The organism is Sulfurospirillum tamanense, from assembly GCF_016937535.1.
Lineage (GTDB): Bacteria > Campylobacterota > Campylobacteria > Campylobacterales > Campylobacteraceae > Sulfurospirillum_B > Sulfurospirillum_B tamanense.
Genome location: NZ_JAFHKK010000001.1, coordinates 168,169 through 187,908, shown reverse-complemented (window position 1 = coordinate 187,908; position 19,740 = coordinate 168,169). Strand labels below are relative to the sequence as shown.

Annotated in this window: 16 protein-coding genes; 10 read left to right on the top strand and 6 right to left on the bottom strand. The window is 46.4% G+C overall.

Annotated elements, in window-relative coordinates:
- Positions 1-106: 106 nt before the first annotated feature.
- From JWV37_RS01035 to JWV37_RS01010, 6 genes are read right to left on the bottom strand one after another with little or no spacing between them, the layout of a single operon-like run.
- Positions 107-493 carry an ACT domain-containing protein gene (locus JWV37_RS01035; RefSeq protein WP_205457782.1) on the bottom strand — a complete coding sequence of 129 codons (387 nt, stop codon included), beginning with the start codon at positions 491-493 and terminating at the stop codon, positions 107-109.
- Positions 493-2,331, bottom strand: a complete 1,839-nt coding sequence (selB, locus tag JWV37_RS01030; protein ID WP_205457781.1) for a selenocysteine-specific translation elongation factor — start codon at positions 2,329-2,331, stop codon at positions 493-495. The genes JWV37_RS01035 and selB overlap by 1 nt, the downstream gene beginning before the upstream one ends.
- Entirely contained in the window at positions 2,328-3,665 is a 1,338-nt protein-coding gene (gene selA, locus JWV37_RS01025) for an L-seryl-tRNA(Sec) selenium transferase (RefSeq protein ID WP_205457780.1), read from the bottom strand. The genes selB and selA overlap by 4 nt, the downstream gene beginning before the upstream one ends.
- A complete protein-coding gene (locus JWV37_RS01020) occupies positions 3,662-4,336 on the bottom strand; it encodes a response regulator (RefSeq protein ID WP_205457779.1) in 675 nt (224 codons plus the stop codon). Before JWV37_RS01020 ends, selA begins: the two co-directional genes overlap by 4 nt.
- Complete coding sequence (locus tag JWV37_RS01015; RefSeq protein ID WP_205457778.1) at positions 4,323-5,927, bottom strand: sensor histidine kinase; 1,605 nt, start codon at positions 5,925-5,927, stop codon at positions 4,323-4,325. Before JWV37_RS01015 ends, JWV37_RS01020 begins: the two co-directional genes overlap by 14 nt.
- Complete coding sequence (locus JWV37_RS01010; protein WP_205457777.1) at positions 5,927-7,081, bottom strand: ABC transporter substrate-binding protein; 1,155 nt, start codon at positions 7,079-7,081, stop codon at positions 5,927-5,929. The genes JWV37_RS01015 and JWV37_RS01010 overlap by 1 nt, the downstream gene beginning before the upstream one ends.
- A gap of 173 nt (positions 7,082-7,254) precedes the next feature.
- Between JWV37_RS01010 and JWV37_RS01005 the strand changes: the two genes are divergently transcribed.
- The 10 genes from JWV37_RS01005 to JWV37_RS00960 all read left to right on the top strand — a co-directional run bounded on the left by JWV37_RS01005 (position 7,255) and on the right by JWV37_RS00960 (position 19,737).
- Positions 7,255-8,940, top strand: a complete 1,686-nt coding sequence (locus tag JWV37_RS01005) for a 4Fe-4S dicluster domain-containing protein (RefSeq protein WP_240331931.1) — start codon at positions 7,255-7,257, stop codon at positions 8,938-8,940.
- Between the two features lie 95 nt (positions 8,941-9,035).
- On the top strand, positions 9,036-10,268 hold the full coding sequence (locus tag JWV37_RS12875; protein WP_205457776.1) for a 4Fe-4S dicluster domain-containing protein: 1,233 nt from the start codon (positions 9,036-9,038) through the stop codon (positions 10,266-10,268).
- The gene (locus JWV37_RS00995) at positions 10,265-10,885 is read left to right on the top strand and encodes a TorD/DmsD family molecular chaperone (protein WP_205457775.1); all 621 of its coding nucleotides are present in this window, start codon (positions 10,265-10,267) and stop codon (positions 10,883-10,885) included. Before JWV37_RS12875 ends, JWV37_RS00995 begins: the two co-directional genes overlap by 4 nt.
- Positions 10,886-10,960: 75 nt before the next feature.
- Positions 10,961-11,170 carry a hypothetical protein gene (locus tag JWV37_RS00990; protein ID WP_205457774.1) on the top strand — a complete coding sequence of 70 codons (210 nt, stop codon included), beginning with the start codon at positions 10,961-10,963 and terminating at the stop codon, positions 11,168-11,170.
- A gap of 15 nt (positions 11,171-11,185) precedes the next feature.
- Positions 11,186-13,999, top strand: coding sequence for a molybdopterin-dependent oxidoreductase (locus tag JWV37_RS00985; RefSeq protein ID WP_205457773.1), 2,814 nt, complete (start codon positions 11,186-11,188; stop codon positions 13,997-13,999).
- A gap of 11 nt (positions 14,000-14,010) precedes the next feature.
- Positions 14,011-14,574: a formate dehydrogenase FDH3 subunit beta gene (gene fdh3B / locus JWV37_RS00980; RefSeq protein ID WP_205457772.1), complete on the top strand. Its 564-nt coding sequence runs from the start codon at positions 14,011-14,013 to the stop codon at positions 14,572-14,574.
- A 26-nt stretch (positions 14,575-14,600) separates the two neighbouring features.
- Positions 14,601-15,500, top strand: coding sequence for a formate dehydrogenase subunit gamma (locus JWV37_RS00975; protein ID WP_205457771.1), 900 nt, complete (start codon positions 14,601-14,603; stop codon positions 15,498-15,500).
- 362 nt (positions 15,501-15,862) lie between these two features.
- Positions 15,863-16,612, top strand: coding sequence for a TorD/DmsD family molecular chaperone (locus tag JWV37_RS00970; RefSeq protein ID WP_205457770.1), 750 nt, complete (start codon positions 15,863-15,865; stop codon positions 16,610-16,612).
- An 80-nt stretch (positions 16,613-16,692) separates the two neighbouring features.
- Positions 16,693-16,884, top strand: a complete 192-nt coding sequence (locus JWV37_RS00965) for a twin-arginine translocation signal domain-containing protein (protein WP_205457769.1) — start codon at positions 16,693-16,695, stop codon at positions 16,882-16,884.
- A 15-nt stretch (positions 16,885-16,899) separates the two neighbouring features.
- A complete protein-coding gene (locus JWV37_RS00960) occupies positions 16,900-19,737 on the top strand; it encodes a formate dehydrogenase subunit alpha (RefSeq protein ID WP_205457768.1) in 2,838 nt (945 codons plus the stop codon).
- Positions 19,738-19,740: the final 3 nt, after the last annotated feature.

Genomic DNA, 19,740 nt, shown 5'->3' with positions numbered 1-19,740 from the left:
AAAAATCGCCCGCAAGCGAGCATAAAAGAATCATACGCGAGTTAAGGTTAGGCAACTCTTGAATAAAAACATTACGTTTTTTTGAAAGCTTGGGTTTAAGATGTGCTTACATGTAAAGCTGTTTTAAACACCCCAGCGCGGCTTCTTTTTTTTCATACGGGACGAAAATATAGTCGTGATAGTAGCCCGCGACGACGTTGGCGCTGATGTCTTGGTAGGCTAGGGCGGTGGAGACGGTGGCGGTGAGGCCGACGGCTTCGAGGCTTGAGTGTACGTCGAGGCGAATGCACGCAAAAACGCCCTCATGCAAAAGCCCGTGGGCGAGGGAGCGTTCTAGGATGAGCGTGGTGCCCTCATACTCTTCAAACACCATGCGTGCTTGGGCTTTGAGGGCGTGGGGCGGACCCTGTTGGGTGCAAAACACGTACGCGCCCTCTTTAAGCACGGGCGAAAGGGCGGAGAGTAGCTTTTGCAACTCTTTTTCACCACGCATTATTTCAATTTTCGTGCCATGCCCTCTTTGACCACGTCGTCAAAATTATCGAGGTAGTCAAGGTAGGCGATGAGGTATTTGCGTGTGAGGCCAAAGTGGTCTTTGGCGTTTTTCACATCCACAAACCCTTCGTTTTTCATGATTTCCCGCAGGCGCGTCATCATGCTAGTAAGCGCTTCGGTAGTGACAAAAAGGTTGTGGGCTAGGCGCACTACTTTGCGCGCAGTGGTGAGGCGCTTGAGGGCGTCATCGCCTGTTTTGCGGTCGATGTCTAGGGCGTCGTAGATGTTATAAGGTGCCTCGGGAGACGCGCCCGCTTCTTTTAAGATGGCAAACATTTTGCCCTCCACGTGGGCGTCGATGTCTTCGATGTTTACACCCGCTTTGACATATACGCCGCCTTTTTGTTCGATGCATCCGCGCTCACACAGGCCGTCCAAGGCTTTTTGGGCGATGCCCACACTAGCCCAGACCAGTTTAAGGGAGATAGACGTGGCAGAAAGCAAGGCGTAGGGGTTTTTGGCGTAGATTTTTTCCACCATCTCTTCGAGTTCCTGGAGGGCAAAAAACGGGTAAATGACCAACCCTTTTTCATCCACAAAAATTTCCTTAGGCATGCCCTCAGTGATGGCTAGTGCCTCTTGGTGAGAAAGCCCAAAACGCTGATAGGCTGAGATGAGCCCAAACCCGTGTTTGTGCACTTGGCTAAGTAGCATAAACGCTATGGGCAAATCTTTGCGGTACAAGGCTTCAAGCAAAGGGATTTTCACGCGCTTTTTGATGGGGTCGTTGATGGCGTTGATGACCCGCCCGCCCGCGATGGTGTGGCCTGATTGGGAGAGGACAAAGGGTTCTTCAAAGGTTAAAAACAGTGGTTCTTTGAACTGTACCTTGGAAAACCCCTGAGCAAGTTCCACTTCGCCCTCGTAGTGTAGCACTGTGGCTTCGACTTGTTTGGCCCCTGCGTGAAAGGTGACTTTGGTGTTGTGGGGAAGCATTTGCCCCTCTAGGCATTCTACCCACACGTCCGCTACGTCAAAGCCCCGCACGTAGCCTTTTTGGGTTAGAAGTGTCCCTTTTTTGATGTCATGATGAGAGAGTGCGCCCAGATTTACCGCGGCCCGCTCGCCGACTTTGGCCACATCCACGTCTTCGCCGTGTACTTGCAAGTTACGCACGGTCGCCTCTTTAGCAAGCTCACACACCCACACTTTTTTGCCTACTTCCAGTTGGCCTTCAAGGACTGTTCCGGTGACGACCGTGCCGATGCCTTTGAGGGAAAAAGAGCGGTCCACGTAGTAGCGAAACACGCCACGGTCTGGACGTTTGGCGGAAGGCAAATCTAGCAGGGTTTGGCGAAGGGTATCAATGGTGTGGGGTTGATGAATGCTTGTTGGCAACAGAAGGCTTACATGTAAGTGTTTGTAGACGTTTAAATGGTCGCGCACAAGGAGGAGTTGGTTTTCAAGTTCGCCAGGACTCACGAGGTCGCATTTGGTCAAGGCAATGAGGCAATGCTTTACATGTAAGAGATTCAAAATCTGCAAATGTTCTACCGTTTGGGGTTTGATGCCCTCACGCGCGTCAATGGCCACGAGTGCCGCGTCAAATCCAAACGCCCCTGAAATCATCGTTTTAACAAGCTTCTCATGGCCTGGCACGTCGATAAAGGCGATGTTGGTGTCGCCCTCTTTGAGGTTGGAAAAACTGAGATCGATGGTAATCCCACGGCGTTTTTCTTCTTCGGTTTGGTCGCCTTCAAACCCCGTGAGGGCTTTGATGAGTGCTGTTTTACCGTGGTCAACGTGACCCGCGGTGCCAATAACTAACTGCTTCATGCGTTCAGTACCTTTTTACAAATCTCCACAAGGGGTTTTTCATCCTCTTTAAGCAGGGCGCGAAGGTCGAGCAAAAAGCGGTCGCGCTCAATGCGTCCGATGACGTGCCTTTCTCTAAAACGCCGCTCAAGTGCTGTGGCTTCACCCTTTACATGTAAGGCTACGGTAGGAATGGGACGGTTGGGCATGGTACCTCCGCCCACGTACGTTTGAGAATGCACTATGTCGCATTTTTCCGCGCCAATCTGGCGGCGCATTTTTTTGGCTAAGGCTTCAAGGCTCTTAACGTCGCGCAAAAGCAAATCAAGGGTGGGGATGAGGTGGGTTTCGCCCCCAAGGTAGGCTTTGACGGTTTCTTCTAAAAGGCACAACGTGAGTTTGTCTACCCGAAGCATCCGCAAGAGTTGGTTTTTTTTGAGACGGTCGATGAGGGCTTTTTTGCCCACGATGATGCCCGCTTGTACCCCGCCAAAGAGTTTGTCGCCACTAAAGCTCACCAGTGAGGGGTTGTGAACAAGAAGCTTGGGCAAGCTAGGCTCGGCGTGGCTTAAGCCATAGGGCAAGTCTGCTAAGTACGCACTGCCTAGGTCGTAGTAGTCCAATACCCCTTTTTCCTTGGCGAGTCCTACGAGCTCTTCCAAACTGGCCTCTTCGCTAAAGCCTTCGATGCTAAAGTTGGAGCGGTGGACTTTCATGAGCATGGCGGTGTGCTCAGTGAGGGCGTTGGTGTAGTCACTCAGGCGGGTTTTGTTGGTCGCGCCCACTTCCACGAGGGTGGTGCCGCTGTTACTCATGACTTCAGGGACGCGAAAACTTCCCCCAATCTCTACCAGTTCGCCCCGTGAAACGATGGTTTCCTTGCCTTTGGCAAAGGTGTTGAGGATGAGAAAAACCGCTGAGGCGTTGTTGTTGACCACGAGCACATCTTCCACGCCCAAGAGTTCGCGCAAATGGCGGCTTACGTGGGCGTAGCGCTCACCCCGTCGGCCTTTTTGCACGTCGTATTCGAGGTTGGTGTAGTGGGTCAAAGCGGCGGTTGCGCGGGTTAAGAGAACAGGACTAAGGCAACTGCGTCCAAGGTTGGTGTGGACGATGACGCCCGTGGCGTTCACAAGAGGCACGAGGGAGGGCGAAAGGCTCTCTTCCATGCGCGCGCAAATCTCTTGGACAAGGGCGTTTTCATCGACATGGGTCACTGTGCCCTCAAGAATGCCTTGGCGCAAGGCTTCCACGGCGGCTTTGACACAAGGCGCAAGGCGCGTAGGGTTAAACGAAGCAAAGGCGTCGTGGGCCATGAGTTTATCAATCTTGGGAAGGGAGCGAAGTAAGCTCATGCGGTAGCCTCCGGAGCAGGCAGTTCGCACTCGTCAAAGCGGTATTTTCCGTTTTGGACTTTGGTGAGGATGCCCAAATCCGAGAGTTGTTTAAAAAGTTTAATGACGGTAGGTTTGCTCACGTCCACGCGCTCCATGATGTCTGCGTAAGAGTAGTTAAGGATATTGTCATCATCGAGGTTTTTGATGATAAAGCGGATGAGTTCCACTTGTTTGCCATCGGTCACCGCGGAGATGGTTTTGATGATGTTGTAAGAGCGGTGAATCTCGCGGGATTGGATTTTGGGCAAGAGCACATCGTGCAAGGAGTTGAGCAGTTCTTTGATGTTGATGGGTTTGACGATGTAGTTTTCCACTTTGAGTTTGATGGCTTCTAGTAGATATTCCGTGTCGGTGTAAGCGGTGGTAAGAATGGCGGGCGTGTCGTAGCCTTTAGCTTTGAGCTCTTGCAAAAACTCAATCCCATTGCCGTTTTTGAGCAAGATGTCCGAGACAATCACATCTACCTTTTTGGTTTGGATGATTTCCATCGCCTCTTGACAGGTTTGTGCAGGATAAATGTGATGCACAAAATCCACAAGCACATCGGTGGTGTGTTTAAGAAGGTCAATTTCATCCTCAAGGTAGAGAATATTAAAACGCCCGAGGCATTCAAAATCACGACGGTTCATGGGATTCCTTTTTGTGGCGGGGGATGTGAATGGTGAACATGGCGCACCGGTAGAGGGTTTTGGTGCCCATTTTGTGGTAAATATTTTTACATGTAATGCTTCCTTGCATGTGCTCTTCAACAATCTGCTTAGACATGTACAGCCCAATGCCTGTGCCGACACTTTGGTGTTTGGTGGTGAAGTAGGGGTCAAAGATGCGCGGCAAGATTTTTTCATCAACGCCACCTGCATTGTCGATGACGCTGATTTGGTGTTCTGCGGGAGTGGATTTGACGTAGATATGGATTTTTTTTGGGGTGGGTTTTTTAGACAAGGCATCTTTGGCATTGTTGATGAGGTTTAAAAAGACGTGGCTTAGTTCGTTTTTAAAGCCAAAAATGCGTACATTTTCACTCATAAACAGCTGCAGTTCTACCTCTTCTTTTTCAAGCAAATAGTAGGAGAGGTCGATGGCTTTTTGGATGGACTCCTTGAGGTCAAATCCCCGCTTGCTTTTGTTGGGGTTAAAAAAGGTACGGAAATCATCTAAGGTTTCAGACATGCCATTGGCGAGCACTTGCGCATCTTTGACACGCTCTTCAATGAATGCGCCCGTGAGTTTGCCTGCCATGTGTTTGGTCTCAAAACTCTGGATAATCATGGTCAGTGCCCCAAGGGGTTGGCGCCATTGGTGGGCGATGTTTTGCAACATCTCTCCAAGGCTTGCCATGCGGGATTGTTGGAACATGATTTGGTCTTTTTTGCGGTTAAGTTCCACCTCTTTAGCTACGCGCTTTTCCAAAGAGCTGTTGAGGCGTTTGAGTGCTTTGGTTTTATCGTCTACTTTGGCCTCAAGGGTCGCGTTGAGATTTTTAAAATGGTTAATAAGCAGCACCGAGACCAAAAGGCTCAATGCGAAGACAAACCCAATGAGCAAAACAAGCATAAAAATACTGGTTCGGAAAATCCGCTCTGTACGGATTTTTTCGTTGATGGCCTCTTTAAGGTGTGAGGTGATGAGACTTGAGACATAAATACTCAACGCATTGATTTCCAAAAACGTCTCTTGAGTGAGACTGTGCGCAAGGGTGATATTTTGTGCATGGTAGTGGGTCAAAATTTCTTGTGTGCGCACATTGATGGTATCCATTTTTGCTTGAACTTTGGTGGTGATGCCTTCTTGGTAGAGGCTTTTGGGGGGCGGGTCTTTTACTAAAAGAAAAAAATTCAACCACGCACTGGCAAAGCGTGTAACGCCGCCAACTTGGTGGTTTAAGTAAGCATGGTAATTGCCCCATTGTTCGTCTACAATGTGTTTGGCTAGGCCAATTACCTCTGTGGCGTTGGCTAAACTGATTTGCCCCAAGCGAAGGTCATAGAGGGTGTCGTGAATGTTGACCGCATAAAGGTCTTTAATCTCTTCGATTTCTACCAGCGGCAGGGTGCGACGCTGAAAGAGGGTTTCGTAGTCATATTTGAGGGCAAAAATAGAGATAAACATCAAAAAGCCAATGCTCACCATGCCACCAGCAATGATGACAATCAAAATACGGGTTTTGATGGAAAAGGTAATGCGGTCAAGGTAGGCGTTAAAGGCAGTGTAAAAGCCCATTAAAAACTCTTTCGATGGATAATGTGAAACCCTTCTTCATACACAGAAAGATAGACGCTTGCATGCATGTAAAGGTGGCTAAAGCGCATAGGAATGTCGCCCAGGTCCACAAAGGTTTGATTGTTAAGTGTAGTAAGGAGCTTTCCTCTGGTAAGTGGGTCATCCACGCGTTTTAGGGCAAGAGTAAGTGCCTTGGCTGCCAAAAAGCTTTCAAAAGAAGCAAGAGAGGGTTTATTGAGCGGTGCGTAGCGTTCGAGTAAGCGGGTGTACTCAAGGGCGGCCGCAGAAGCCTTTGGGTCATAAGAGGGCACCACTTGTGAAAACAAAATATTTTTAGTTTTGCCACTAAGCTCCGCAACAAGCGCATCAGCATTGACAAAAGAGATGGGGCAAAAGATAACCGTGTTCATCCCATTTTCCTTAGCCTGTTGAATGAAATGCGCACTTGGCTTGTACGCCCCTACAACAATAATAGCCTCTGGACTGGAAGATTGAATTTCGTGCAAGGCATGGCGAATCGAAAGAGTATTGCGCTTGTATGTTCCTTCCCCCACAAGAGAGAGACTATAGGTGCCTAAAGCGTTGACCGTAGCAATGTAGCCCTCTTCGCCAAAAATGTCATTTTGGTAAAAAATGGCAAAACGCGTCAACCCCTGAGATGTGTGCAAGTGCTCTACAAGGGCGTTGATTTCTTCTTGGTAGCTGGTGCGAAAATTGACAATATTTGGCGCAGAGGCGTCGCGCAAAAAACTAGCTCCCGTATAGGAGGCGATGAGGGGAAGTTTGTTGAGCATAATCTCAGGTAGGATTTTTTTGATAGTGGGCGTGCCTACAAAACCAAAGAGCGCAAAAGCTTGGTCTTCGTAGAGGAGTTTTTGGAGGTTATGTGCGGTATTTTGGGGTTCGTATTTGTCATCGTAGTAGATAAATTCGATTTTTCTTCCTTTGATGCCGCCCGTGGCATTCACGTGTTCAAACCATGCGTTGGCCCCTGCGACAACTTCCGTGCCAAGTTCTTTATTAATACCCGTAAGAGGAAGGGAAGCGCCAAGAATAATCGGACCATCTTTAGGTTGAACGGACCAATATGCCAGACCACCAAGGCCTAAAAAAGTGAAGAAAAAGAGAAGTCTTAGGAAAGTATGGTTTACCATGTGCTTTACAACCTGTAAATGTGCAATTAATGAGGATTATAACACGCCTAAACTTCAATGAATCTAACGTCAATATCGTGGATAAATAAGACATTTTTACTCTCCTTAAGTGGCTCTTAATGTGCTAACTATTACAATTCGGTAAACATTTATTGACCAAAAGGATGCGGAGCATGCTGGCAAAAGAGTATGTCTATTATGACCATTTAAACCTCGAAATTCCCCTTCAAGACCACATTGAAGTGGTTAAAACCCCTTTATTAGGGGAGCAGTGTCTTGTTACTAATCACCCCGATGTTCCCTCTCACTTAGTTGCCCCTGAGATAGATTTTTACCTTCAACACTCCCAAGATTCACTTTTAGATAAAGCACTTAACGCTTCCACTCTTTTTGAAGCCCGCGCGTTGTGCTACGATTTTTCCCAAGATTCGGATTTTTCCCAAGAAGTGGGGAAAAACATTTTGCTTGTGGGCGAAGAAGAAGCTTTAAGCGACCTCAAGCAAGCACTAAAGGCTAAAGGTTTTGCTGTGTTGGTGGTGCATCCAAGCGAAGTGGCGATGATTGAAGGCCATTTAGGTGCTTTACATGTAACCCTTCGCCAAGAAGATGCGCTTCATGAAGTGGACGCAGACCAAATGGTATGGTTTGAGGCCCCTGAATTTGCTTTGCGCCAAAGCGGTGTATTGAATCCAGAAAAAAACGACATCGCACAGATTGTCGAAGCCATCGAAGCCAAAACAGGCACCCATACCTACAAAAACTTCATCACTTATGACCCTTCCATTTGCCAGTATCATGAGCGCCGCGAAGAGGTTTGCGGTAAATGCGCCGAAGTGTGCCCCACGGTAGCCATTGTTAAACTTGACGACACTAAACATTTGCAATTTTCCCACATCGACTGTCACGGTTGCGGTGGCTGTATCAGTGTGTGCCCTAGTGGTGCGGTTGAATACGCCCAAATGCCCCGCCGTGCGTTTTATGAGATTGCCAAACTTTACCAAGATAAAACCGCATTGATTATCCCCCGCAAAATGGGGCTAGATGCTTTACATGTAAGCCTCCCTCAAAACGTGTTGCCTCTAGGGATTGAGGGTGAGAAATTTCTACACGAAGCCCATTTATTGACCCTTTTGCAAGAAAGCGGAAGTTCGGTAGTGTTTTACACCGATTTTATCTCCAAGGGCACGGGTGATGTGATTTCCATTTTAAACCAAGCCTATGAAAAAATGTATGGTACTAAAGCGATTTATGTTGCCATGAATGAAGCCGAGCTTATCCAAGCCCTCCAAGAGGTTGGCCCCATTGAGGGCACGCGTCATGGCATCCAAGAAGATGGCTTGCGCAAACGCGAAATCTTCTCCGCGCGCCTTGCATGGGCAGTGGGTGAGGGGGATTATGGCACCATCCAAGCGGGTGAACATGTGCGCTATGGGACGATCAATATCAATGAAGAGGCTTGTACTTTGTGCCTAAGTTGCGTGGGAGCCTGTAACGTGCGTGCACTCACAGCACATACCTCAGATAACAGCTTGCGCTTTGATGCGTCTATTTGTACAAGCTGTGGCTACTGCGAGGCGACCTGTCCTGAAAAGGATTGCCTAAGCATGGAGCGGGGCGAAATAGCACTCAACAAAGGGTGGTTTGGCCAGCGGATTATGGCTAAAGACACCCTATTTGAATGTGTTAAGTGTGGCAAACCCTTTGCAACAAGTAAATCTGTAAACCGTATCGCGGCAATTATGGCGCCCCTGTTTGCAGGAAACGATACCAAGCTCAAAAGCCTTTATTGCTGCGGCGATTGCAAGCCAAAAGTGATGTTTGAGGATTATTTGAAAGAAAGAGAAAAGGCGACGCTATAACAAAATTTTGACGGAGCCACTAGGCCACCGTCAAAATTTTTTACCTACTAATATGCAAAATCTGCATATTAGACACTGTTTAAAAAAGGAGTGCTGTGTATCAGGTTAAATATCTCTTTGTGATGAATCCCGAAATCCCAACAAGCCTTGAAAATGGGGGCGAGATTATGGTGATGGACCATGAAGGGGCCCATTATGTCAACGCTTTTATATCCAACGAACCTTCCTTGGGCGAGGTGTACGCGCCTGAAATCAACTGGTACGTGCTTCACTCTAAGGCGAGCCAGTCTGAACAGCATGAGGTTATGGAGTTGCTTTATGATTTGCGTCAAATGCGCCACTCTCTTGGAGGAAAGCGCACCCAAAGCGTAACAGTTCCAAGAAGCGTCGCCATAATCGGCGATGAGGAGCTTGAAAGTGTGCAAAGCATAATAACCTTAACCCAATACTATTTTGATGATATCCGCTGTGTAAGTCCACAAAATTTAGAATCAATTGGCGGAAAATTGGGCTGTTTTGAATTAAGGCAAAATGAAGAAGAGATGGCTACATTTGGGCAAATTATTGTGTGCGATGAGAGTGCAAACGTGCCTCATCTTACAGGGGTTGAGTGGGTTGGCGAGTATCCAGAACCAGAATACCTTATGAAAAATTTGCGCAACAGGGCTGGAATTTTTAATTATCCAAACCTTATCCGTTACGATAGCACCCTTTGCGACACAAGTACCTGCCAAAAATGCCAAGAGATTTGCCCAGTAAAAGCCATTAGTGTCAATACTCTTTTGGATGAGGTTACTATAGCGCAGCTTGAGTGCACAAGCTGTGGAGAGTGTTTGCATGGTTGCCCGACAAGAGCGCTAGATTACATCCCCTTTACCCAAGCAATGCTTCAAAAAACAGTCCAAAAATGTGCCCATAAGCGCTTGGTTGTCATCCCTGCTTGGGCGTTAGAATCTTTAAGAGGGATTGCCTTGCCAGAGGGGATTGTGCCTGTGGTGGTGCAAGGATGCGGAGGGTTTAGTGATTGGCATTGGCTTGTAATGCTTCAAAACCTTGGGGTAAATGTGGTCGTGTATGACTCAAAACTTCCAGAATCTACCAAAAAAGCAATCTATTGTGTCAATGAATTGTACCGTCGGATTTATGACAAAAAGGCGATTTTGTGGGCAAAATCACCACAAGAATTTGAAGAAGCATTATCTAAAGAACAAGCTTTAGTAAAAATGAGTTTTGAGGAGACAAAAGAGCCTCAAGAGGACTTCGATAGACGCTTAAGTGCTTTGGTGCAAGCCTTACATGTAAAGAATGAAAAAGGAGTTAATGAATGAAATCTGTGCAAAAAGCACCAAGGGATACGCAAGCCATGTCTGGCATTGACCAAGCCCGCACACTCTACTATGACTTTTTTGCGGGGTGTTTTTTGTACCCTCTTTTGGAGGGGCGAGCTGGGTTGCTTCAAGAACAAATAGGACTATTTAAAAGCTCTCCATTAGAAGATGTGGTGGCGCAAAATTTTGAACGTTTGCACGAAGAGTTGGAAGCTAACGGTGTGGAAAATTTGCTCAAAGAGTATGATGATATTTTTATGATTCCCATGAAGGGTGAAATGGTTTTGCCCTATGTTTCCCACTATAAAGAGGGACGCTTAAATGGGGAAATTTTAGTTGATATTCGCCAAACACTCAAAGCCTTGCCCATAAGACGCAATGAAAAGATTTTTAAGGAGACGGAAGACCATCTGGGCTATCTTTTTTTAATGATGCGTTATTGCGTCGAAGGAAAAGCGTTTGTTGTGGAAGAACAAGAGATTTTCAATACATACATCTCTCCTGTGATAAAAACATTTATGGATGAGGTAAAAGAGCACTCTTTGGCTAACCACTACAAAGACATTATCCAGATTTTGGAGGGATTTATGGCTTTTGAAAGGGAGTATCTTAAATAGTAGGCAATGCCTACGCAAGGTTTTTTGGAAACTTTGTGTGGGTATTTCCCAAATCTTATAAAGGAGGTTACGCCCGTGGAACACCAACCAAATCCAAGACGGTCATTCTTGGTCAATGCAGGTAAAACAACCGTATTAGCAGCTGCTGGTACGTCGTTGCTTGCATCCCAAAGCTTGGGAGCTGAAAAATCTTCAGCTACAGTGGTTAAAGGCAGGTCTAAAAAAGTAGAAGTGTTGTATCAAAAAACACGTCACTGGGAAGATTTCTACAAAAATGCGTATTAACCTAAGGAGAAAAAGATGAGCGAAACATGGAGTAGTTGCGGCATCAGCAGAAGAAAATTTCTGAAGATGAGTGCGATCGCAGGCGCAGCAGGTGCTACACAAGCACTAGGTGCCGACCAATCAAAGGTGACAAGACCTGCTAGCGGGCAGGAATTGAAGGAAAAGTACCCCTCTTCACAAAAAGTACGAACCGTGTGCACCTATTGTTCAGTCGGCTGTGGAATTATAGCAGAAGTTGTAAATGGAGTTTGGGTTCGCCAAGAGCCAGCAGCAGACCATCCAGTAAGTATTGGTGGACATTGTTGTAAGGGCGCGGATATGATTGACCGCGTTAGAAGCGAAAAACGTCTTCGTTATCCAATGGAGAGAGTAAACGGTGAATGGAAGCGCGTCAGTTGGGACGACGCTATGAATAAAATCTCTAAAAAAATGCAAGGCTTACGAGACAAATATGGTCCAGATAGCATGATGTTTTTAGGTTCTTCTAAAGTTTCTGGGGAACAATCATACTATTTACGAAAATTTGCAGCATTTTATGGAACGAATAATATTGACACCATAGCTCGCGTTTGACATGCTCCTACAGTCGCCGGTGTGGCGAATACATTAGGGTATGGCGGCATGACAAACCACCTAGGCGATATCCAAAATTCTAAATGCGTCTTTATTATCGGTGCTAACCCAGCGGTAGCCCACCCTGTCGGCATGGTGCATATTTTGCGCGCCAAGGAAACGGGTGCAAAAATCATTGTGGTTGACCCTCATTACAGCCGAACAGCTGCCAAAGCAGACATATTTGCCAGAATCCGCCCAGGAACTGACATCGCTTTTATGTACGGCATGATTCGACATATCATCAAAAACAATCTTCATGACAAAGAGTACATCGCTCAGCGTGTGTATGGTTTTGAGGAGACAGTCAAAGAAGCAGAACAGTACACTCCTGAAGTGGTAGAAGACATCACAGGTGTACCAGCGCAACAACTCATCGAGATTACGGAAACCATGGCACGGGCAAAGCCTGCTACGCTCATTTACAACCAAGGATTGACCCAACATTCCGTGGGTACTGGAAATACGCGCCAAACGGCTATTTTGCAACTCATTCTTGGAAACCTTGGAAAACCAGGCGGTGGATGTAATATTCTCCGTGGACACGATAACGTTCAAGGTGCTTCAGATATGTCCAACCTTGCCCACTCGCTTCCAGGGTATTATGGTTTGGCTGAGGGTGCTTGGAAATATTTTTGCTCTAACTGGAAAGTGGACTACAAATGGATGCAATCACGGTTTAAAACCCCTGAAATGCTCCACAAAACAGGCTTTAGTGTGGCTACGTGGCGTTTTGGTGTTTTGGATGAAGGCAATGCCAAAAACAATACAGGCACGCCAGTCCGTGGTATGATGAATATGGGAAGCGGTCTTTCTGCAATCTCTTTAACAAATGTCACAAAAGAGGCAATGGAAAAGCTAGAATTATGCGTCATCATTGACCCGTTTGTAAACGACATGGCTGCCATCGCAGAAATGAAAAACAACCTTTTCATCCTTCCAGCGGCGAGTCAGATTGAAACCAGCGGAACCGTAACCTCCACAAACCGTGGTACTCAGTGGCGTCATAAAGTGGTTGAGCCTATGTATGAGTGCAAAACTGACCATGATATTTTGTTTGAACTCTCTAAAAAACTCGGTTTTTACAATGAATTAGTACGTGCAATGGGTGATGGTAAAGGCAATTTCCAATGGCCAGAAGATGCAACCCGTGAATACACCCAAGCGATTCGCAGTATTGGTTTGCAAGGCATCACGCCTGAACGCATCAAAGCCCAAAGCGAAAACTGGCACATGTTTGACTCCAAAACATTGCGAGGAACAGGACCATTTAAGGGCGAGTATTTTGGTCTTCCTTGGCCGTGTTGGACAGAAAAACACCCAGGCACTCCAATCCTTTATAACAATAGCATTCCTGCAAGCGAAGGCGGTATGGGCTTTAGAACCCGCTGGACGCCAAAGGCACCAAGCGGCGAAAGCTTGTTGGCAGATATTGCCGTTGTTGGTTCCTCTAATGGGGTAAAAGGCCACGACCATATTACGGCTGCCAACGTTGAACAAATCACTGGAACCACTCTAACTCCAGCAGAAAAAGAGAAAGTGCAAGGAAAGAGCTGGTCCACGGATATGAGCAATATTTTGGTTGAAAAAGCACTTCAAGCGGGTCTTTGTCCTTATGGAAACGGCAAGGCAAGAACCCACGTGTGGGAGTGGATTGACCAAGTTCCAAAGCATCGTGAACCGCTTCATTCGCCACGGCCTGATTTGATTTCTAAGTACCCAACCTACAAAGACCAAGAGAACCATTATCGTGCATTCATTAAATACGAAAGTCGCCAAAATGAGAAAGTTTGGGCAAAAGAGTACCCGCTTCAACTCCTTTCTGGCCGTGTTGTAGCGCACCTTGGTACGGGCACGGAAAGCCGTGCATCTTTGTACTTGGCAGAAGTTGAGCCTGAACCATTGCTAGAAATCCACCCAGACAAGGGCCATGAATTGGGTCTTAGAGATGGGGATATGGTGTGGGTTTATGGAACTACCGGACTGCGCATTAAAGTTAAGACCAAATTTAGCTACCGCGTGGCTTATGATACGGTTTCTATGCCATATACTTTCTCGGGCATTTACCAAGGCGAATCAATCGTGGGTCGCTATCCAAAAGGAATGGAGCCGTACGCCCTAGGCGAAGCGGTAAACACCATCATTAGTTATGGATTTGATATTGTAACCACAACACCAGAGACAAAATGTACACTCTGCCGTGTTGAGAAAGCTTAGGGGGGTGGGCCATGTCAACAACAAACGTTAAAATGGAATTTTACTGCGATGAGAATCGTTGTATTGAGTGCCATGGTTGTGATGTAGCGTGCAAACAAGCCCATCATCTCCCTGTTGGGGTAAACCGTCGTCGGGTAATCACGCTTGATGAGGGGATTATAGGCAAGGAGAGAACACTCTCTATCGCGTGCCAACACTGCACCGATGCCCCGTGCGAGCAAGTGTGTCCGGTGGATTGTTTCTATATCCGTGCGGATGGAATTGTACTGCACGATAAAGAGACATGTATCGGATGTGGTTATTGTCTGTATGCGTGCCCTTTTGGCGCACCGCAGTTCCCACGCTCTGGTGTGTTTGGAACAAAAGGCTCCATGGACAAATGTACATTTTGTGCGGGTGGCCCAGAAGAGACATTGAGTGATGCGGAATATAAACTTTACGGACAAAATCGTTTGGCCGAGGGAAAATTGCCTGTGTGCGTGTCTATGTGTTCCACCAAGGCGTTGCTAGCAGGCGATTCGGCTTCTGTTTCGGATGTTATTACAAAGCGCGTTTTGCGACGTGGAAATCGTTAGTGCTGCGGTGCACTAGAGGGGGTGGCATGAAAAATTCTTTACGCACTCTGCTCCTTCTCCCCCTAATGGTCTCAGCGGTATTTGCCGCTGAGAACCCCATCTGGGGCGAGGGACGCATCACAAATATCTTTGGCTACGGCAAAGAGGGAAGCACCGGTCTTGGTCCTTTGTTCACCCTTTTACAAAACCAATACTTTGTCCCTATCTTTTTAGCCATCATCGTAGGTGTGCCTGCGGTTTTTTTACTGCACTATTTGGTCATCGGCCCTAAGGTTTTTCCTCATGGGGGAAAGAAGATTAAAGTCTTCAGCCTTTTTAACCGTGTTATTCACCAAATTGCAGCCATTAGCTTTATCGTCATTATTCCTACGGGTATCGTGATGGTGTTTGGAAGTTTCTTTGGGGGAGGGTGGTTTGTTACTTTGTGCAAAGATTTGCACGGACTCTTTACCATTCCTTTTGCACTTGTCGTGATTCCTATGTTTTTCATGTGGGTCAAAGAAGCCATTCCAAATACTGATGACATCAAATGGATGATGATTCTAGGCGGGTATCTCTCTAAGGAGAAAAAGCCCATTCCTGCAGGTAAGTTCAACGCAGGCCAAAAGATGTGGTTCTGGATAGCAACCCTAGGCAGTCTTGTCATGGTCATTACGGGTGTAATGATGTACTTGCTTGACTTTGACATGAGCATGCTTGTGAGTCTAACAGGCCTTAGCCAGATTGACTTGCTACGCTTAGCGGCTATTTTGCACAACGTGGTAGGCTTTGCTGTGCTTGCACTGTTTATTACCCATGTGTACATGTCTATGTTCGCCATTAAAGGTGCGGTACATAGCATCATCGATGGCCACATGGAAGAAGAAGAAGTGCGGATATTGCACTCTTCGTACTACAAAAAGTTACAAAAAGAAGGAAAAATTTAACAAAATACTTTGATTTGTTTTTGTTATAATTTGTATTGACTCTGTCCAAAAATATGCAAAATTTGCATATTTTTGGACCATCGAACTATGGGGAAAAATAGAAAAATATAAATACAAAAAAACAAAAAAGAAAACCACTCTTAACCATCGTTTTTACCTTCGATGGGTAGAGAAAAACCCCTATAAAACCCCTATGAACAGGACTTTTTAGCTCTTTTATTAAGAAAGCTTTAATGGAAGAGTCCCTACAATTCGGTAAACAGCCATTGACCAAGTGGATGCGGTGCATGCCGTCAAAGGTAATACGATACTCTCCTTTGCATTTGCGTTCAAACGACCGTCATGGGCGTAAAGGTAAAATAATGATTGATAAAACTTCCACCAACAAAGCACGTGCCCTTTATTATGGTCTACTGAGCAAGTTTCTTGTGTATTCTACGGAGGCTAATCGTTTTGAAGGCGTTGACGATGCGTTGGCGGTTATTGGGACCAATCCCCTTGATGAGCATTCAGGTGCTGCGGCAAAAAGAGTATTAACCACACTGGACACGCAAGGAACGCAACCCTTAATTGAAGAGTACGACGCACTTTTTCATGCCTTTGTAGGACGTGTGATTCGCACTTCAGCCTCTTTTTATGAAGAGGGGCATGAGGCGGGTAAAAAACTGGTTGAGGTGCGTGGATTTATTGCTAAAACAAAAATCCGCCGCAATGAAGCCACCTTTAAAGACAACGAAGATACATTGCCTTTCTTGTTGACGTTTATGCACGATTTGGTTGCGTTGAGTGTTGAGGGACACAAAGAATACGACAACATTCAGCATTGTTTGTTTGAGCAAATCATCAACCCTTTTGTGGATGAAGTTGTCGAGGCACTCTTTACTCACAACAAAAGCGATGTTTACAAAGATGTAGCCATTTTACTTAATGCGTTTATGGAGTTTGAACGGCTCTATTTTGAAGTGGCAAAAGTGCCCAAAAAAGAGGCTAAAAAAACAAAGCAAGAGTTGGCAGATGAACAAGAGATGCAGCGTCGTGCGGCCAACAAAGCCAAGCGTGATGCAGAGCGTGCAGTTAAAGCATCTTGCGAGTCAGGAGTCTGTGACGCGTAACCTCAAGGGGTTACCTTTGCTTTACATGTAAGGCAAAGGTAACTTCTTCGCGAAGTTAAATTCATCATAAGGAGGATTGTATGGTCGAGGCAAGACGTGGCTTTTTGAAAAAAGCAGCGGTCGCTGGTGCTGTTACTGCTGTTGCAGCAGTTGCCGCTTCAGGAAAGCAGTCATACAGTTCGGGTGGTGTTGTTGTAGGGAAATCTCCAAAGACAGAGATTCTTTACAAAAAAACGCAGGCTTGGGAAGCATATTACCAATCTGCCAAGTAATCTAAGGAGAGTTCGATGCAAGAGAACGCAACACGTGTTCTAGCGCACAAAGTCGGGCGACGAAGCTTTCTAAAAATGGCCGCAATAGCGGGTGCATTTGGAGCAACGTCGGGCTTTGCAAGTAGCGGAGCAACACGAAGCGCAACCGAGGAAGAGGTTAAAAACCCATTCCCAGGTTCAAAATTAGTCAAGACCATTTGTACGTCTTGTTCAGTTGGCTGCGGTGTTATCGCCGAAGTTCAAAACGGTGTATGGGTACGCCAAGAAGTTGCCCAAGACCATCCTATCAGCCTTGGCGGTCACTGCTGTAAAGGCTCGGGAATGATCGATCTAGCACGTGCACAAACGCGTGTAAAATTCCCAATGGTCAAAGAAAATGGTCAGTGGAAGCGCATCAGTTGGGATGCAGCCCTTGATCAAATTTCTAAAAAAATGGCTGACCTTAAAAAAACAGACGGACCTGATGCGGTGCAATTTCTAGGCTCAGCAAAAATCAGTACCGAGCAAGCTTACTATTTTAGAAAGTTTGCAGCATTTTTTGGAACAAACAACACAGATCACCAAGCTCGAATCTGACATAGTGCAACAGTCGCCGGTGTGGCGAATACATGGGGTTATGGCGCTATGACCAACTCACTTGGAGATATCCAAAACGCAAAAGCTATTATTATTTTTGGTGCAAACCCAGCGGTAAATCACCCAGTAGGTTTTCAGCACTTTTTGAAAGCCAAAGAGCGCAACAATGCACAAATTATTGTTGTAGACCCTCGCTTTACACGAACTGCTGCAAAAGCAGATTTCCATGCAGCCATTCGTCCAGGAACAGATATCGCCTTTATGTACGGCATGCTTAACATCATTTTCCAAAACGGTTGGGAAGATAAAGAGCATATTGATAGCCGAACGTATGCTATGGACTTAATTCGCGAAGAAGCCAAAAAATGGACACCCGAAGTGGTGGAAGATGTCACAGGCGTCTCTGCAGAGAAATTAATTCAAATTACAAATGTGTATGCTAAAAACCGACCTGGTACACTGATTTGGGCGATGGGTTTAACTCAGCACAATATTGGTACAGGCAACACACGTCTCGCTCCAATCCTTCAGCTTGCTCTTGGCAACATGGGTAAAGAAGGCGGCGGTACTAATATCCTTCGTGGCCATGATAACGTTCAGGGTGCCACAGATATGGGTTGTTTGGCAGATAACTTGCCTGGTTATTATGGTTTGGCTGAAGGTGCTTGGAAATATTTCGCTTCCCAATGGGGTGTGGATTTTGACTGGCTTGTTTCCCAGCACAAATCAAAAGAGATGATGAGCAAACCTGGTTTCACCCTTGCCCGTTGGCATGAGGGCGCAACCGGTGGCGCAGACAGCACTGGCAACAATGCGGGCACACGCCTTAAAGCGCTTTTTGTTTTGGGTAATGGTATTACAGGTATTGCTCAGCAAGCAGAAATCAAAAAAGGGCTAGATGCTCTTGAGATGCTTGTTCTTGCAGACCCTTTTGTGAACGAAGCGGCTATTTTGACCGACAAGCAAGATGGCATATACCTTCTTCCTTCATCAACACAATTTGAGACCGAAGGTTCTGTAACGGCTACTAACCGAAGTGCCCAGTGGCGTTATAAAGTCATTGAGCCTTTGTATGAGTCCAAGCCTGACCATGAAATCATGTTTGAACTTGCCAAGCGCCTAGGCTTTTACGAGCAGTACACCAAAGCTATGCTCATGAAAGAGAACAAAAAAACCTTTACATGGCCTGATGATGCAACCGATGAAATCGCTCGCATTATTAAAACCATCGGCCTAACAGGCTGGACAGCCAAGCGTATCAAAAAGCATACGGACAACTGGCACATGTTTGATGAGATTTCAGGACGTGGCTTTGGCCCAATGAAAGGCGAGTACTATGGTCTTCCATGGCCTTGCTGGACAGAAACCCACAGCGGTAGTCCAATTCTTTATAACACCGACCGTCCTGTTGTTGAAGGCGGTATGGGCTTTAGAAACCGTTATGGCCTAGAGCACAACGGTGTAAGCCAGCTTGCAGGTCCTGCGGCTACAGTGAAAGGCTCCAAAGTCAAGGGCGGTTATCCAGAAATTACTAAGGATAACATCGAAGCAGTTCTTGGCATTAAGCTCTCAGATGCTGAAAAAGCAGCTATGGGCGCTAACTGGAAAGTAGATAAGAGCAATCTTATTGCGCAAAAATGTATGGAAGCAGGTGTTGCCCCTTATGGTAATGCCAGAGCGCGTTGTATTGTGTGGGAGTGGGAAAAACTTGACCACATGATGCCAATTCACCGTGAGCCGCTCCACTCGCCACGTACTGATTTGGCTAAAAAATACCCCTCTTTTGCTAATGATCGCAAAGGACATTACCGTGTAACAACAAAGTTTGCTTCGCTTCAGCAGAGCAAAGATTTTGCCAAAGAGTTCCCTATCAACTTGGTAACGGGACGTTTGGTTAACATGAATGGTGCAGGTATTGAAAACAGGGGCTCTAAGTACTTGGTTGAATTGACACCAGAAATGTTTGCGGATATTAACCCTGACTTGGCAGCAACGCATGGCATCCGAAACGGTTCGATGATGTGGGTACATTCACCTGAAGGTACGAAGATTAAGGTTAAGGCACGTTTTACACAGTCAGTACTGCCTGATCGCATCTTTTTGCCATTCCACTGGGCAGGGCATTTCCAAGGTAAGGATTTGACAGAGCGTTATCCTGAGGGCACCACGCCATATTCAAGAGGCGAAAGTGCAAATACGGTAACGAACTACGGGTATGACATTATTACACAAATCCCCGAAACCAAAGGCGGCCTCTGCCGCATCGAAAAAGCGTAGGGG